The organism is Streptomyces sp. NPDC059740, from assembly GCF_042733155.1.
Taxonomy (GTDB): Bacteria; Actinomycetota; Actinomycetes; order Streptomycetales; family Streptomycetaceae; genus Streptomyces.
In genome coordinates this window covers 145,393-159,757 of record NZ_JBHWGP010000012.1, presented here as the reverse complement: position 1 = coordinate 159,757, position 14,365 = coordinate 145,393, and the positions used below count along the sequence as shown (strand labels likewise).

Genomic DNA, 14,365 nt, shown 5'->3' with positions numbered 1-14,365 from the left:
CGGCGAGGTCCCGGCGGTGCACTCGTGACCATGACCGAAAAAGCGAAGACCAGCGAGCCGCAGGCCGACCCCGCCGTATCGGTGGTGGGTCCTTACGACGGCGAGACGATCGTTCTGGGCGCCACGCGCATGCGCGTTCTGGAGGACGGCAGCCACACCGGGCACCGCCTCGCGATCGCCGAGTCCGTCCTCGCCCCGCACACGCAGGGACCGCCGCAACACCGCCATGGCCAACACGACGAGGGCTTCTATGTCCTCTCCGGCACCGTGCGGTTCACCGTCGGGGACGAGGACTACGACGCCGCCGCGGGGACGCTCGTCATGGTTCCGCCCGGCACCCCGCACACCTTCGCCAACCTGACCGACCAACCCGCCGTCATGCTCAGCACATTCACACCCGACCTGTATGTGCAGTACTTCCGAGACCTTCAGGAGGTGCTCGCATCCGGACAGCCGCTGACGCCACAGGCCAACATCGACACCATGAGCCGCTACGCGACACAGCCCGCGACCGACCTCGCCTGAAGTCGGCGGGACGGAACGGCCCGGCCGCCCTCCTTTCGGCCTCTGGGGCCGTGGCGCTCCCGCCTTCGCGTCCGAACCCCTCGGACGACGGACCGGCCGTCTCCAGGAGCTTCCCTGGCATTCGACGCAATCGACAGGACCCCGCGAACCGGGGCCCCCGTGAACGGAAACCATGAACATCGCCTACTGGATCGTCGCGGGACTGCTCGCGCTCTTCTACTTCTACGCAGGCACGCTGAAGGTGATCCGCGGCCGCGATCAACTCCGACCGATGATGGCTTGGGTCGACCGTGTTCCCCTGCCCGCCCTCAGGGCGCTGGGGGCGGTCGAAATACTCGGCGCGGCCGGTCTGGTCCTGCCACCGCTGACCGGTACCGCTCCATGGCTGGCGTCGGCCGCAGCCATCGGCTTCGTACTTCTGCAGACCGGTGCGATCGCCGTTCACCTGACCGGAGAAGACCGCCGGATCACACTCAATGTCGCACTCACCGCCACCGCGGCCGTGACCGTCTGGTTGGCCACCAGGCCGTGACCGTGGCTCAGTCCTCGACCGGCGGAGGCGACTGCTCGGCGAGCCGCCTCACGGCCGCTGTCACTTCTCATGAACATCGAACACGCCGCCGTCCACGCGCTGCGCGGTGAGGCGTACATCTGCTGTCGAAACTCGTGAACAAAGCCAGACGGGTAGGGCCGGGACGAGACCGGTATGCGCAGGGACGACAGCGTGAACGGAGCACGACACTCCGCCCCGTGATCCGAACCTCCGAGCCTGCGGGCGCCCTCGGAGGCGTCACTTCCGGGCGAGTGGCACCGCAGTCCGGAGGCCCCTGGACAGGGGGCCGCGCCTCAGCGGTCCAGGAGGAGCATGACCCCGACGGCCAGGAACACGCCGCCGGCGACGAGCGACTGAAGCCCCACGCGCCGCTTGGAGGGAACGTCGACGCGGGCGGACCCCTTCACGCCCGGGAGGTAGACCACCAGGGCCGGCCCCCCGACAGGCAGACCCCGGACCCCTGAGGACCCGGCCCGCACCTCGTGCCGGAGGCCGTGCAGGTCCACGAAACCAACCACCGCGAAGGTCACCGGACCCTCCTTGGCCGACTCCCCGCGGTGGCGGACGACCACCCCTTCGGTGCGGACGCCTTCACGCCGCAGGCGCTGCACGAGCGCGATCTCGCGGACCGACCACCCGATCACCCCGAGACCCGCCAGCAGGAACACGACCGACAGCCCCACCGCCACTCCCTCTTCTCCGCGCCTTCCAGCGCCCGCCGGGTCGATCCCCGAAGACCAGTCGTAACAGAGCACCTGGCGCCGAGTCGACTCAGCCTCCCCGGCCCCGACCGGCGACGCATCCTTCCCTGGCTCTTCGCACCGCTGCGGCCACGCGTCACCCGGACTCGGATGCAGTTGGCCAGGACGTCTCGCGATGGCTCGTGTGGGGCGTGGTCGCGGGGCGGCCGGCAGGGCTTCGGCGTCGTCGGCCGGCGCCCGGGCTGCTGAGGCCTCCGTTTCCCACGAGCAAGGGCGCGGAGGGACGGCGACGCCTCTACAGAACGAAAGGCTCGCTGAGTAAGGCGACTCAAGGAGAGCCGAGAAACACCCGGGGCCGATGATGCCCACAACCAGACCGACCGCCTGTGAGTCGTACTGCACACACGCATCACCGGCCTTCGGGGAATCCTGCACAGGACAGGGCATACCCCGGGTGCCGCGGCACTCAGGGAGCAGATCCGCATGGCGTACCGCTTCAACCCTCCGCCCGGCTGGCCGGCTCCCGCCCCGGGTTGGGTACCTCCGCCCGGCTGGCAGCCGGATCCGTCCTGGCCCGTGCCTCCGGGGTGGCAGCTGTGGCTGCCCGAGGAGCCGACGCCACCGCCTGCTGTCCCCGTGCCCCGCGACGGGACGGCAAGCGCTGCTCCGGTGGGCGTGTTCGGGCGGCGGCGCAAGCAGGCCGAGGCAGAGGCCGAGCGCCTGGCGAGCGAGCTCACCCACCGCGAGCAGCAGGCGCGTACGCTGCAAGCACAGGTGGGCCGGCTGACGGATCAGCTGGCCCGGGTGATCGGCGCCGACAGTGCGACGATCGTCGCGGAGCAGGAAGGGTTGCGGCAGGCCCACGCCGAGAGGCTGCGGGAGCTTGAGCGGATCGACGCACTGCTGGACGCGAAGGTGGAGCACGCGGCGGAGCAGGCGGCACAGTCACTGGTCGACGTGCGCAGCCAGGCACACGCGCTGGCGCAGCAGGCGGAACAGGCCCAGCGGCAGGTGGCCGCCGCACAAGCGGACCTGGTGGTCATCGATGAGGTGCGGATGCTGCAGGAGGCCGGGGTCTACGAGTACCGGCACCCCCTGGCCGATGCGGTGGCGTACGCCGGGCAGCTGGAACGACTGAAGGCCCGGTACAAACAGCTGGTGCGTGACAACGGCGCAGTCCTGGCCGCCCAGGACTGGACCGTGAACGGCAGTCTCGCGCAAGGGAGCAAGATGGTGCGGGACTTCTCCAAACTGATGTTGCGCGCCTACAACGCCGAGGCCGACACCGCCGTGCGCGGGATGAAACCGCATCGCCTGTCCTCGCTGATCGACCGGCTGGGCAAGACGCGGGAGACGATCGCCCGGCTCGGTGCCACGATGCACATCCGCATCAGCGACGAGTACCACCGCCTGCGCGTGCAGGAGCTGGAACTGACCGCCGACCACCTGGCACGCAAGGAGGTCGAGAAGGAAGAGCAGCGTGAGCTGCGGGCCCGCCAGCGTGAGGAGGAGCGGCTGCATCGGGAGATCGAACGCGAGCGGCAGCGCCTGGAGAAGGAACGCAGCCACTACGAGAGCGCGCTGCGGCGGCTGCGCGCCGGGACGAACGATCCGGCCGGCATCGCAGAACTGGAGGACAGGCTGCAGCAGCTCGATGACGACCTGCAGGCGGTGGATGCCAGGGAGGCCAACATCCGAGCCGGCTATGTGTACGTCATCTCCAACATCGGCGCCTTCGGCGAACGGATGGTCAAGATCGGGCTCACCCGGAGGCTGGACCCCATGGACCGGGTCAACGAACTCGGCGACGCCTCCGTGCCGTTCCGCTTCGACGTCCACGCTCTGATCTTCAGCGAAGACGCAGTGGGCCTGGAGCGGAGGCTGCACCAGGAGTTCGAGGACCGTCGCGTCAACCGGGTCAATCAGCGGCGGGAGTTCTTCTACACCACCCCCGCCGAAGTGCGCACCGCCCTTGAGCGCCTGGCCGGCCAACACCTCCTGGAGTTCACCGAAACCGCAGAAGCTCCCGAGTGGCGCGCCAGTCGGACACCTGAAGCAGGCTGACAGCTGCCTCCTCTCCCCGGGCGCCGGCACGGGCCTCCGGCGCCTGCGCCCGCTGGGCCCGCGGCCCCCCGGCCTCCCGTACCTGTCACCAGCGCTGGACCGACCGCACACTGACACGCAGGTCTGTGGCGGATACGGCGTGAATCCGGTGGGGACTCGGACTGTTTGGGCTGCCGCTGCGCTGAGGCCGTGACGACCAAGGGGCTGGGCAGATGGTGGCTCGTTGCTGCGCTGGCCGCTTCCACGGTACTCACCTCGGCGTGTGCCCACTCGGTCGATGCCGAAGAACTGTCCGGCAGGTACCGCAACGACGCGACCAGCGGGGAAATACTGCTGGAGTCCGGCGGAAGGTTCGCTGCCACCGATGTGTCGACGAACTCCTCCTCCGCTCCGGCCGACTTCAGCGGTCGGTGGGAGTTCGTCGACAGCGGCACGAGCGAGACTTCGTCTACCTGGATGTCGAGGGCCGGGGCATCGGTGAGATTTCCGGTGTCCAGTTGTACACGAGGGGCCGGGGGACGGTGGAGTTCAGCACTCCGGATGAGCCGTGGTCCTTTGCGCTGCCCAAAGGCCCGCCCGGTAGATCAGCACGCCCCGCCCGGTGTGCGGCTCAGCCCCTCGGCCAGAGCGGCAGATCCGCGTGCCGGACCCGGTACCCACCCTTCGTGACGGGTGCGAAGGCGGCGGGTGCCATGCAGGAGCCCACCGCATCCATGTGCTTCTCAGCGCCCCTCGTCCAGTTCACCCCGTCGTCCCAGGAGAACCCCACCCGGTCCCGCGATGCCTTCCCCGGTCTGTCCACACCGCCGTCACGAACGCTGAACCCCAGCCGCTTCCCCCTCCAGTTCGGCCCACCGGCGCTCACCTCGGTGATGACCGCGGTCAGGGTGGCGCTGCCGGGCGCGGTCACCAGGCAGTCGACCCTGCCTGCGGCGGTATAGGTGATGTCCCGGTCAGCTGAGTAATGGGAGATCGCCACTGTGCCGTGCGCGTCGGTCGGCAGGCCGCTGGGGACGCCGGGGATCGGTCTGCTGTAGGGGGCGGCGTGCGCGTCGAAGGTCAGCGATCGGACGTCGTCGTCCTTCAGATACGGCAGGCGGAACGTGGCCGACCCGGTGACGCTCGCCTGCGCCGGCCTCTCTCGCGGGCTGCCGGATGCAGTCGTGGCGCCGGTGACGACGACGGCGGAGACCGCGATCGCGAGGATCGTGGTCAAGGAAGCCGCCTTGCGGGTGCGAAACAGGGAACTCACAGGTCTCATGGGGTCCTCCAGTCGCTGATGCGGTCGGGCGACGGATGTCCTCCTCGCCCACCCCCAAATGCTCCTGCCCGCGCGAGCGCTGGGCGTCATCCCGCAGAAGCGACCGCCTATGAGCCCGAAGTCGTACAGTCACAGTCGGCGTGCACCCAGAGGCTGATCCAGTGCGCGCGGACCTCGCGCGCAGGACGGTGCCGAGGGACAGGCCGTGGGGCTGACGGCGGGAGCGGATGGACTCAGCAGCGCCGCGAACCTGCACGAGCCGGGGCACCGTCCGGGCCCCGCTCGATGCGGCGTCAGCACCGCGGACGACAGCCCAAGAGCGGCAGAACCGGCGTGACCGGAGACCATGGACACCACCACAGGACGCGTGCCCGCCGCTACGCATGCCGCAGCGCACCATCAGGCCCGGAGGGACCTGGCCCGGCTCGGTGGGTGCGGAACGCGCCCTACCGCTCTCGGGCCGCGGCGGCCCCCTCATGAGCCCTGGCCGGACTCCCTCACCGAAGTCGTCACCCGTCGGCCCTCAGCCGAGGAACGACAACCGCACCTGCCGCTCCCGGTTGTCCACGTTCGTGTCCACCAGGCACACCGACTGCCAGGTCCCCAGCGCCAGCCGGCCTTCCACCACCGGAAGGGTGGCGTGGGGTGGGACGAAGGCCGGGAGGACGTGGTCGCGGCCGTGGCCGCGGGTGCCGTGGCGGTGGCGCCAGCGGTCGTCGGCGGGGAGGAGGTCGTCGAGGGCGGCCAGGAGGTCGTCGTCGCTGCCGGCGCCGGTCTCCAGGAGGGCGATGCCGGCGGTGGCGTGCGGGACGAAGACGTTGAGGAGGCCGTCGCGGCCGGCTGCCGCCTCGCGGAGGAAGTCCTCGCAGGTCGCGGTGAGGTCGTGGACGGTCCGGGAGGAGCCGGTGGTGACGTCGACGGTGCGGGTGGTGAAGGCGTTGGTCATGGTTCCATCCTCGTACCTCCGGGGGCGGATCTCATGCATGCCGTCGACGGTAAGGCGAACACCCGGGCGGTCATTCACGGGAACGGGTGATGTGCTGCGGATTCCCCACCGGGCACCGCTCTGCCGTCCGATGCTTGTGGTGCGCCAGAGACGGGATGCATACCGTGCGGCGCCTCCGGGCCGACGTCCCTTACCGGTCCGGGGGGTGGGGGTGGGTGCCATGCGCCCTGTCGCGGTCCGGACGCTCCTCCGCCTGTCCCGAAGTACCAACAATGCACTAGGAGAACGACCTCATGAACATCCTCACCAGCATCCTCGCCGGCCTCGTCCACCTGGTGGGCTGGCTCGTCTGAGGACGCTGCCCGTCGGCCGCCCGCGGGGCGCACCGGTGACCCGGCGGTACTGACCGCCTCTCACCGGGTGCGGAGCCCGTAGACGTCCGACAGAGACCGTGGTGCCGCCCCTCCCCGTCCCAGGGAGGGGCGGCACCGTGCGTTCCGGGCCGGGTTCCGGCCGGCGAGGGGCGTGCGGGCCTCGCCCGTCAGGTGTCCAGCTCCCGCCGGGCCGTCTCGGGCAGGCGCAGGTAGACCAGGCCGGACAGCAGGCAGAGTACGGCCACGTACCAGGGGAAGAGACCGGAGTTGCCGGCCTGCTTGAACCAGGTGCCCACGTAGGGCGCGGTACCGCCGAAGAGGGCGACGGTCAGTGAGTACGGGAAGCCGATTCCGGCGGCGCGGACGCGTGCCGGGAAGACCTCGGCGTTCACGGCGGCGGCGATCGCGGTGTAGCCGGTCAGCAGGACCATGCCGGCGCAGCTCACCAGGAGCAGGGAGACGAAGCTGTCGGTCAGGAGGTGCAGGAGGGGCACGCAGAGCACGGCGAATCCGCCGGCGAAGACCAGCAGCAGCGGTTTGCGGCCGACACGGTCCGAGAGTATGCCGCCGAGCGGTTGCAGGACGGCGAAGAAGGCGAGGGCAATGGTGCTGACGGTCAGCGACTCGCCCTTGTCGAAGCCGACGTTGACCTGGGCGTAGGTGGGCAGGTAGGTGGTCCAGGTGTAGTAGGCGAGGGTGCCGCCGGCGGTGATGCCGCAGATGAGCAGGGAGGGGCGGGGGTGGCGGCGCAGCGCCTCCAGGAGGCCGGGGCGGGGCGCCTGCAGCTGCTTCTCGCTACGGGTCTCCCGCGCGCCGCTGCGGATCCACAGGCCGAGCAGGCTCAGCAGCGCGCCGACGCCGAAGGCGACGCGCCACCCCCAGTCCCCCATCTGCTCCTCGGTGAGCAGGGCGGCCAGGAGGGCGGCGGTGCCGGAGGCCAGCAGCTGGCCCGCGGTGGTGGAGACGTACTGGAAGCTGGAGAACAGCCCTCGCCGGCCGGGTTTGGCCGACTCCACCAGGAAGGTCGTGGACGCGGCGAACTCGCCTCCGACGGAGAGCCCCTGGACGAGCCGGGCCAGCACCAGCACCACGGGTGCGGCGAGGCCCGCCGCGGCGTAGGTGGGGGTGAGGGCGACCAGCGCGCTGCCGCCTCCCATGGCGAGGATCGTGACGGTCAGCGCGGCCCGGCGGCCGTGGCGGTCGGCCACCGCCCCCATGAGGAGGCCGCCGACGGGGCGCATGAAGAAGCCGACGGCGAAGACGGCGAAGGTCGACAGGAGCGGCACCAGGGAGTCGTCGGCGCTCGCCGGGAAGACCTTGTCCGCGAAGTAGACCGCGAGGAAGGAGTAGGCGTACCAGTCGAACCATTCGACGGCGTTGCCGACCGAGGCCGCGGCGAGCTGGCGGAGGGCGGAGGGGCCCCTGGGGGGCGTGGTGCCGGTGGGAGGGTCGTCCGGAGCCGCCGCGGGCGGGGGTGTACTGCTGGTCATGTGGGTTCCTGTGGGTCGATTGGCTGCCGGGCGACGGCCCAGGGGGTCCTTCCCGTACGTCGGCGGCTGGGGCAGGATGGGCCGAGGACGTGATCATGCACCCGACGGAGGGCGTCCGCCAGGGTTTCACGGCGGCTGAAAGGAGCCCGTAACGTGCGCGTCGCGCTGTTCGTCACCTGTGTCAACGACACGCTCTACCCCCGTACCGGCCAGGCTGTGGTCACGTTGCTGGAACGTCTGGGGGTGGAGGTCGTCTTCCCGCCAGAGCAGAGCTGTTGCGGGCAGCCGCAGTTCAACACCGGCTACCGGCACGCCACCGAGCCGCTCGTCCTGCGTTACGCCCGGGCCTTCGAGGACGTCGACCACGTCGTGACGCCGTCCGGCTCCTGTGCGGCGATGGTGCGGGACAACTACCCGCGGATCGCTGCGAAGGCGGCGGCGGAGGGGCGGGGCGGCGCCCTGGAGCCCGCGGCGCGGGCAGCGGTCGCCAAGACCTGGGAGCTGACCGAGTTCCTGGTCGACGTGCTGGGGGTGTCGGACGTCGGCGCGTACTACCCGCACACCGTCACCTACCACCCCACCTGCCACGGGCTGCGGATGCTGGGCCTCGGGGACCGGCCCCGCAAGCTGCTGGAGCAGGTGCGCGGGCTCACGCTGCGGGAGTTGGAGGGGGCGAGCGAGTGCTGCGGTTTCGGCGGCACCTTCGCCGTCAAGAACCCGGCGGTCTCGGCGGCGATGGGGGCCGACAAGGCACGGCACATCCGGGAGACGGGCGCCGAGGCGGTCTGCGCGGCGGACAACTCCTGCCTCATGCACATCGGCGGCACGCTCTCCCGGCAGGGGGCGGCCACCCGCCCGGTACACATCGCGGAGATCCTCGCCAGCACGGAAGGGAACGTCCTGTGAGCGGCACCTACCTCGGTATGCCCGCCTTCCCGGCGGCGGCACGGGAGTCGACGGCGGACACCCGGCTCCGCGCCAACCTGCTCCACGCCACCCACACCATCCGCGACAAGCGGGCCCGCGCCGTCGCCGAGCTGGACGACTTCGACAGGTTGCGGGCGGCCGGCGCGGCGGTGAAGGACCGCACGCTGCGCCACCTGGACCACTACCTGGAGCAGCTTGAGGAGGCGGTGACGGCGGCCGGCGGGACGGTGCACTGGGCCGTGGACGCGGCGGACGCCAACCGGATCGTCACCGAGCTGGTGCGCGCCACCGGCGAGCAGGAGGTGGTGAAGGTCAAGTCGATGGCGACGCAGGAGATCGGCCTGAACCAGGCGCTCGCCGAGGCCGGCATCCACGCCTACGAGACGGACCTGGCGGAGCTGATCGTGCAGCTCGGCGACGACCTGCCCTCGCACATCCTGGTGCCCGCCATCCACCGCAACCGGGGCGAGATCCGGGACATCTTCCGCCGGGAGATGGCGCGCTGGGGACGGCCGGCGCCCGAGGGCCTGACCGACGACCCGCGGGCCCTGGCCGAGGCCGCGCGGCTGCACCTGCGGGAGAAGTTCCTGTCGGCGAAGGTGGCCGTCTCGGGCGCCAACTTCATGGTGGCCGAGAGCGGCACCCTGGTGGTGGTGGAGTCCGAGGGCAACGGCCGCATGTGCCTGACGCTGCCTCAGACGCTGATCTCGGTGGTGGGCATCGAGAAGGTGGTGCCGACCTGGCAGGACCTGGAGGTCTTCCTCCAGCTCCTGCCGCGCTCCTCCACGGCGGAGCGCATGAACCCCTACACCTCGACGTGGACCGGGACGACCGACGAGGACGGTCCGCGCGACTTCCACCTGGTGCTGCTCGACAACGGGCGCAGCGACACCCTCGCCGACACCGTCGGCCGGCAGGCGCTGCGGTGCATCCGCTGCTCGGCGTGCCTGAACGTCTGCCCGGTCTACGAGCGCGCCGGTGGCCACGCGTACGGGTCGGCCTATCCGGGGCCCATCGGCGCGATCCTCACGCCGCAGCTGCGGGGGACGGCGAGCGAGCTGGACGCCTCCCTGCCGTACGCCTCGTCGCTGTGCGGGGCCTGTTACGAGGTCTGCCCGGTCGCCATCGACATCCCGAAGGTCCTGGTGCACCTGCGGGAGCGGGTGGTGCAGGGCGGGCCGGTGACGCGGCGCGGGGTGCGCACGACCGTGAAGCCGGCGAAGGGCCATGCCGCCGAGCGGGCCGCGATGCGGGCTGCGGGCTGGGCCTTCGACCACCCGGGGGCGCTGCGCGCCGGGCAGCGGCTGGCGGCGCGGACGCGGCGGCTGCACCCCAGGCGGGTGCCGGGGCCGGGTCGGGCGTGGTCGGACACCAGGGACCTGCCGCCGGTGCCGGCTGAGTCCTTCCGGGACTGGTGGCAGCGGACCCGCGGTGCGGCGGGAGCGGAGGGTGAGCAGGGATGAGCAGCAGGGACGTGGTGCTGGCGCGGGTGCGCCGGGCGCTGGCGGACGTACCGCGCGAGGAGGGCCCCGGGGACGTTCCGGTGGTCAGGGACTACCTGCGGGCGCACGGTGAGCGCTCGGCGCGGGAGCGGGTGGAGCTGCTGGCGGAGAACCTCGCGGACTACCGGGCGGTGGTGCACCGTACGGACGAGGCGGGTCTGCCGGAACTGGTGGCGCGTCTGCTCACGGCGCGAGGCGCACAGCGGGTGGTGGTGCCCGCCGACGTGCCCGAGGAGTGGCTCACCGCCGTCGACGCGGAGCCGGTGGCGGACGAGGCGGCCACCACGGCGCGGGAGCTGGACGCCGTGGACAGCGTGGTGACCGGCTGCGCGGTGGCGATCGCCGAGACCGGGACGATCGTGCTGGACGCGGGGGTGGCGCAGGGGCGGCGCCGCATCACTCTGGTGCCGGACCACCACGTGTGTGTGGTGCGCGTCCCGGAGCAGGTGGTGGACTCGGTGCCGCAGGCGCTGGAGCGGCTGGACCCGGGGCGGCCCCAGACCTGGATCTCCGGGCCCTCGGCCACCAGTGACATCGAGCTGGACCGGGTGGAGGGGGTGCACGGGCCCCGGACGCTGGAGGTGGTCCTGGTGGCGGGGGCGGGAGAGGCGAGCTGACGCGGCCGGCACCCCGGCCCGGGGTGCCCGGCTGACGGGGCGTCGGGAGGCGGCCCGGGCGGTGTTTCTTGTGCGTCAAGGGGGCCAAGTGGCGCACAGCGGTTGTCTTGTGACAGGTAGTGTTCGATCCTGACGGCTCCTGTTGTCTTACGTTCGGAGCTGTCGTATGAGCGTACGCCGCTGGAGCCGCCGGTCGTTCCTCACCACCAGCACCGCCCTGGCGGGCTGGGCGGCCTTCTCGACGCAGAAGGCCGCCTTCGCCGGGACCGCGACCGGGTCCGGCCCGGTCGCCGCGGGTGGGGAGTGGGACGGGGCCCCGCAGGTCTTCCAGGTCAACCGGGAGGCTGCCAGAGCGCGCCTGGTGCCCTTCGCCGACCGCACCGCCGCCCGGTCGGCGGACCCGGCCGACTCGCCCTACTTCCGGTCCCTGAACGGGACCTGGCGCTTCCACTGGTCGAAGAACCCCGACGAGCGGCCGGTCGGCTTCCACGCCCCCGGCTACGACGACAGCGGGTGGGACGACATCCCCGTCCCCGCGAACTGGGAGATCGAGGGGTACCGGGAGCCGATCTACCTCAACATCCCCTACCCCTGGACCGGCTACGAGGACCCGAAGCCGCCGGCGGTGCCGCACGACTTCAACCCGGTCGGCTCCTACCGCCGCACCTTCAGCCTTCCGCGCTCCTTCGACGGACGGCGCACCCTGCTCTCGTTCCAGGGCGTGAAGTCGGCGTTCTTCGTCTGGGTCAACGGCAAGCGCGTCGGCTACAGCGAGGACAGCTACACGCCGGCCGAGTTCGACATCACCGACCGGCTGCGGCCGGGCACCAACTCCCTGGCGGTGGAGGTCTACCGCTGGTCGGACGGGAGCTGGCTGGAGGACCAGGACATGATCGACCTGTCCGGGATCTTCCGCGAGGTGTACCTGTACTCCGTCCCCAGCGTCCACGTGCAGGACCTCCAGGTCGACACCGACCTCGACGACGCCTTCCGGGACGCGGAACTGCGGGTCACCACCACCGTGCGGGACCGGGTCGGCGGCGCGGGGCCCCACCGGGTGCGGGCCGAGCTCTTCGACGCGGCGGGCCGCGGGGTGGCCGGGCCGATGACCGCCGAGGTCGACTTCGACGACGAGGCCGGGGACGAGGCGGGCGACGACAGCACGGGGGCCGCCGCCGACGCCACCGCCGTCCTGCGCGCCACCGTGCGCCGGCCGCGGCTGTGGTCCGCGGAGGACCCGAACCTGTACACGCTGGTGGTGGCGCTGGTCGGCCCGGACGGGGAGGACGTCGACGTGCACCGCACCCGGGTCGGCTTCCGCCGGGTGGACTTCGGCCCCGGCCGGTTCACCGTCAACGGCAAGCCGATCGTGCTGCGCGGCACCAACCGGCACGAGAGCGACCCGGACCACGGCCAGGCGGTGCCCGAGAGCCGGATGGTGCAGGACATCCGGCTGATGAAGCAGCTCAACATCAACGCCGTCCGCACCTCCCACTACCCCAACCACCCGCGCTGGCTGGAGCTGTGCGACGAGTACGGGCTGTACGTCATCGCCGAGGCCAACCTGGAGAGCCACGGCCAGCGCGACGTGCTGCCCAAGAGCCTGCCGGAGTGGCGCGGGGCCTGCCTGGACCGGGTGCGCTCGCTGGTGGAGCGGGACAAGAACCACCCCAGCGTGATCGTCTGGTCCCTGGGCAACGAGGCCGGGTCGGGCGACAACTTCCAGGCCATGGCCGACTGGGTGCACGCCCGGGACGACTCGCGCCCGGTGCACTACGAGGGCATGAACGCGGTGGCCGACCTGGAGAGCCACATGTACCCCACGCCCGACCAGGTCGAGGAGTACGGGAAGTCGGGGAACCCGAAGCCGTACGTGATGTGCGAGTACGCCCACTCCATGGGCAACAGCACCGGCAACTTCCAGGAGTACTGGGACGTCGTCGAGCGCTACCCGAACCTGCACGGCGGGTTCGTCTGGGACTTCGTCGACCAGGCGATCCGGCTGCCGGTCCCCGGCGACCGCCGGCACACCTACCTCTCCTACGGCGGCGACTGGAAACCCGGCTACCCGACGGACGGCAACTTCTGCTGCAACGGCCTGGTCTCCGCCGACCGGACGCCGCACCCGGCGACGCTGGAGGTGAAGAAGGTCTACCAGACGGTCCGGGTGGCCGCCGGCGACCTGGAGGCCGGCACGGTCACCGTCTCCAACCACCAGCTCTTCACCGGGCTGGACGCCTACGAGCTGCACTGGGAGGTGACGCGCGACGGCACCCGGATCGACCACGGCGTCCGTGCCGCTCCCGAGGTCGGGCCCGGTGAGAAGGCGACGGTGAAGCTGGACCTGCGCAGGCCGGCCCGTCCGGAGCCGGGCGCCGAGTACTGGCTGAACCTCTCCTTCGTGCTGCGGGAGGACACCCGGTGGGCGGAGGCCGGGCACAGCGTGGCGGCCGAACAGCTGGCCCTGCCCTGGCGGGCCCCGGCGCCCGCCGAGCCGGCGGCCGCGTCGCTCCCGGCGCTGAAGGTGTCGCAGGACGACAAGGCGGTCAGCATCTCGGGGCCGCACGTCGAGGTGGTGGTCGACAAGGCGGCGGGCACCCTGTCCACCTACCGGGTGGCCGGCCGCCGGCTGCTGGTGTCGGGGCCGGTGCCCAACTTCTGGCGCGCCCCCACCGACAACGACATCGGCCGCAAGGCGCAGCAGACCCTCGCCACCTGGCGGGACGCCGGGCCGCACCGGAGCGTGGAGTCCGTGGTGGTGGACCAGCCGGCCGCCGGGGAGGTCACCGTGGAGGTCGCGGCCACGCTGCCCACCTCCCCCGCGCCCTCCCGCTGGACCACGCTGTTCACGGTGCGCGGTGACGGCGAGGTGCGGGTGCGGCACACGCTGGAGCCGGGCAAGGGACTGCCGGACCTTCCGGTGGTGGGCGTGCTGCTGACCCTGCCGGCGGGGTGGGAGGAGTTCGGCTGGTACGGCCGGGGTCCGCAGGAGAACTACCGGGACCGCAGGACCGCCGCGTTCGTGGGCCGGCACCGCAGCACCGTCGACGAGCAGTTCGGCCCGTACATCCGGCCCCAGCAGACGGGCAACGTCACCGACGTGCGCACCGCCACACTCGCGCCGCGCGGCGGAAAGGGGCTGGTCATCAGCGCCGAACCGGGCGAGGAGGACGGCCTGCTGGAGATCAGCGCGCTGCACGCCGCGCCCACGGACCTGGAGGGGCCGCGCCACCCCTACCAGGTGAAGCGGCGTCGGGAGACGGTGGTGGGCGTCAACCACCGTCAGATGGGGGTGGGCGGCAACAACTCCTGGGGACTGCCGCCGCTGGAGAAGTACCTGCTGCACGCCGACCACGTCTACACCTACGGGTACCGCCTGCGACCGCAGTGAGGCGGCCGTCGGGG

11 protein-coding genes are annotated in these 14,365 nt (G+C 71.6%); 7 read left to right on the top strand and 4 right to left on the bottom strand.

Annotation, left to right across the window (positions count from 1 at the left end; all coding sequences use genetic code 11):
• Window positions 1–30: 30 nt before the first annotated feature.
• Both ACFV3R_RS17170 and ACFV3R_RS17165 read left to right on the top strand, forming a co-directional pair.
• The gene (locus ACFV3R_RS17170) at window positions 31–525 is read left to right on the top strand and encodes a cupin domain-containing protein (protein ID WP_385582686.1); all 495 of its coding nucleotides are present in this window, start codon (window positions 31–33) and stop codon (window positions 523–525) included.
• Between the two features lie 172 nt (window positions 526–697).
• The gene (locus tag ACFV3R_RS17165; protein WP_385582683.1) at window positions 698–1,057 is read left to right on the top strand and encodes a DoxX family protein; all 360 of its coding nucleotides are present in this window, start codon (window positions 698–700) and stop codon (window positions 1,055–1,057) included.
• Between the two features lie 314 nt (window positions 1,058–1,371).
• Here the strand turns inward: ACFV3R_RS17165 and ACFV3R_RS17160 are convergent, their stop codons facing one another.
• Window positions 1,372–1,761: a DUF3592 domain-containing protein gene (locus ACFV3R_RS17160; RefSeq protein WP_385582680.1), complete on the bottom strand. Its 390-nt coding sequence runs from the start codon at window positions 1,759–1,761 to the stop codon at window positions 1,372–1,374.
• A gap of 654 nt (window positions 1,762–2,415) precedes the next feature.
• On the opposite strand from ACFV3R_RS17160, the gene ACFV3R_RS17155 reads away from it, so the two are divergent.
• Window positions 2,416–3,843 (top strand): DUF4041 domain-containing protein, encoded by a 1,428-nt coding sequence (locus ACFV3R_RS17155; RefSeq protein ID WP_385582677.1) that lies wholly within the window; start codon window positions 2,416–2,418, stop codon window positions 3,841–3,843.
• A 610-nt stretch (window positions 3,844–4,453) separates the two neighbouring features.
• Here the strand turns inward: ACFV3R_RS17155 and ACFV3R_RS17150 are convergent.
• The 3 genes from ACFV3R_RS17150 to ACFV3R_RS17140 all read right to left on the bottom strand — a co-directional run bounded on the left by ACFV3R_RS17150 (window position 4,454) and on the right by ACFV3R_RS17140 (window position 7,914).
• A complete protein-coding gene (locus tag ACFV3R_RS17150; RefSeq protein WP_385582674.1) occupies window positions 4,454–5,059 on the bottom strand; it encodes a hypothetical protein in 606 nt (201 codons plus the stop codon).
• A 568-nt stretch (window positions 5,060–5,627) separates the two neighbouring features.
• Entirely contained in the window at window positions 5,628–6,050 is a 423-nt protein-coding gene (locus ACFV3R_RS17145; RefSeq protein ID WP_385582670.1) for a secondary thiamine-phosphate synthase enzyme YjbQ, read from the bottom strand.
• Between the two features lie 541 nt (window positions 6,051–6,591).
• The gene (locus ACFV3R_RS17140; RefSeq protein ID WP_385582668.1) at window positions 6,592–7,914 is read right to left on the bottom strand and encodes an MFS transporter; all 1,323 of its coding nucleotides are present in this window, start codon (window positions 7,912–7,914) and stop codon (window positions 6,592–6,594) included.
• Window positions 7,915–8,067: 153 nt separating this feature from the next.
• Between ACFV3R_RS17140 and ACFV3R_RS17135 the strand changes: the two genes are divergently transcribed.
• The 4 genes from ACFV3R_RS17135 to ACFV3R_RS17120 all read left to right on the top strand — a co-directional run bounded on the left by ACFV3R_RS17135 (window position 8,068) and on the right by ACFV3R_RS17120 (window position 14,351).
• A complete protein-coding gene (locus ACFV3R_RS17135; RefSeq protein WP_385582665.1) occupies window positions 8,068–8,820 on the top strand; it encodes a (Fe-S)-binding protein in 753 nt (250 codons plus the stop codon).
• Window positions 8,817–10,304, top strand: a complete 1,488-nt coding sequence (locus ACFV3R_RS17130) for a lactate utilization protein B (RefSeq protein WP_385582662.1) — start codon at window positions 8,817–8,819, stop codon at window positions 10,302–10,304. The genes ACFV3R_RS17135 and ACFV3R_RS17130 overlap by 4 nt, the downstream gene beginning before the upstream one ends.
• Entirely contained in the window at window positions 10,301–10,960 is a 660-nt protein-coding gene (locus tag ACFV3R_RS17125) for a lactate utilization protein C (RefSeq protein ID WP_385582659.1), read from the top strand. The genes ACFV3R_RS17130 and ACFV3R_RS17125 overlap by 4 nt, the downstream gene beginning before the upstream one ends.
• A 166-nt stretch (window positions 10,961–11,126) precedes the next feature.
• A complete protein-coding gene (locus ACFV3R_RS17120) occupies window positions 11,127–14,351 on the top strand; it encodes a glycoside hydrolase family 2 TIM barrel-domain containing protein (RefSeq protein ID WP_385582656.1) in 3,225 nt (1,074 codons plus the stop codon).
• Window positions 14,352–14,365 lie beyond the last annotated feature (14 nt).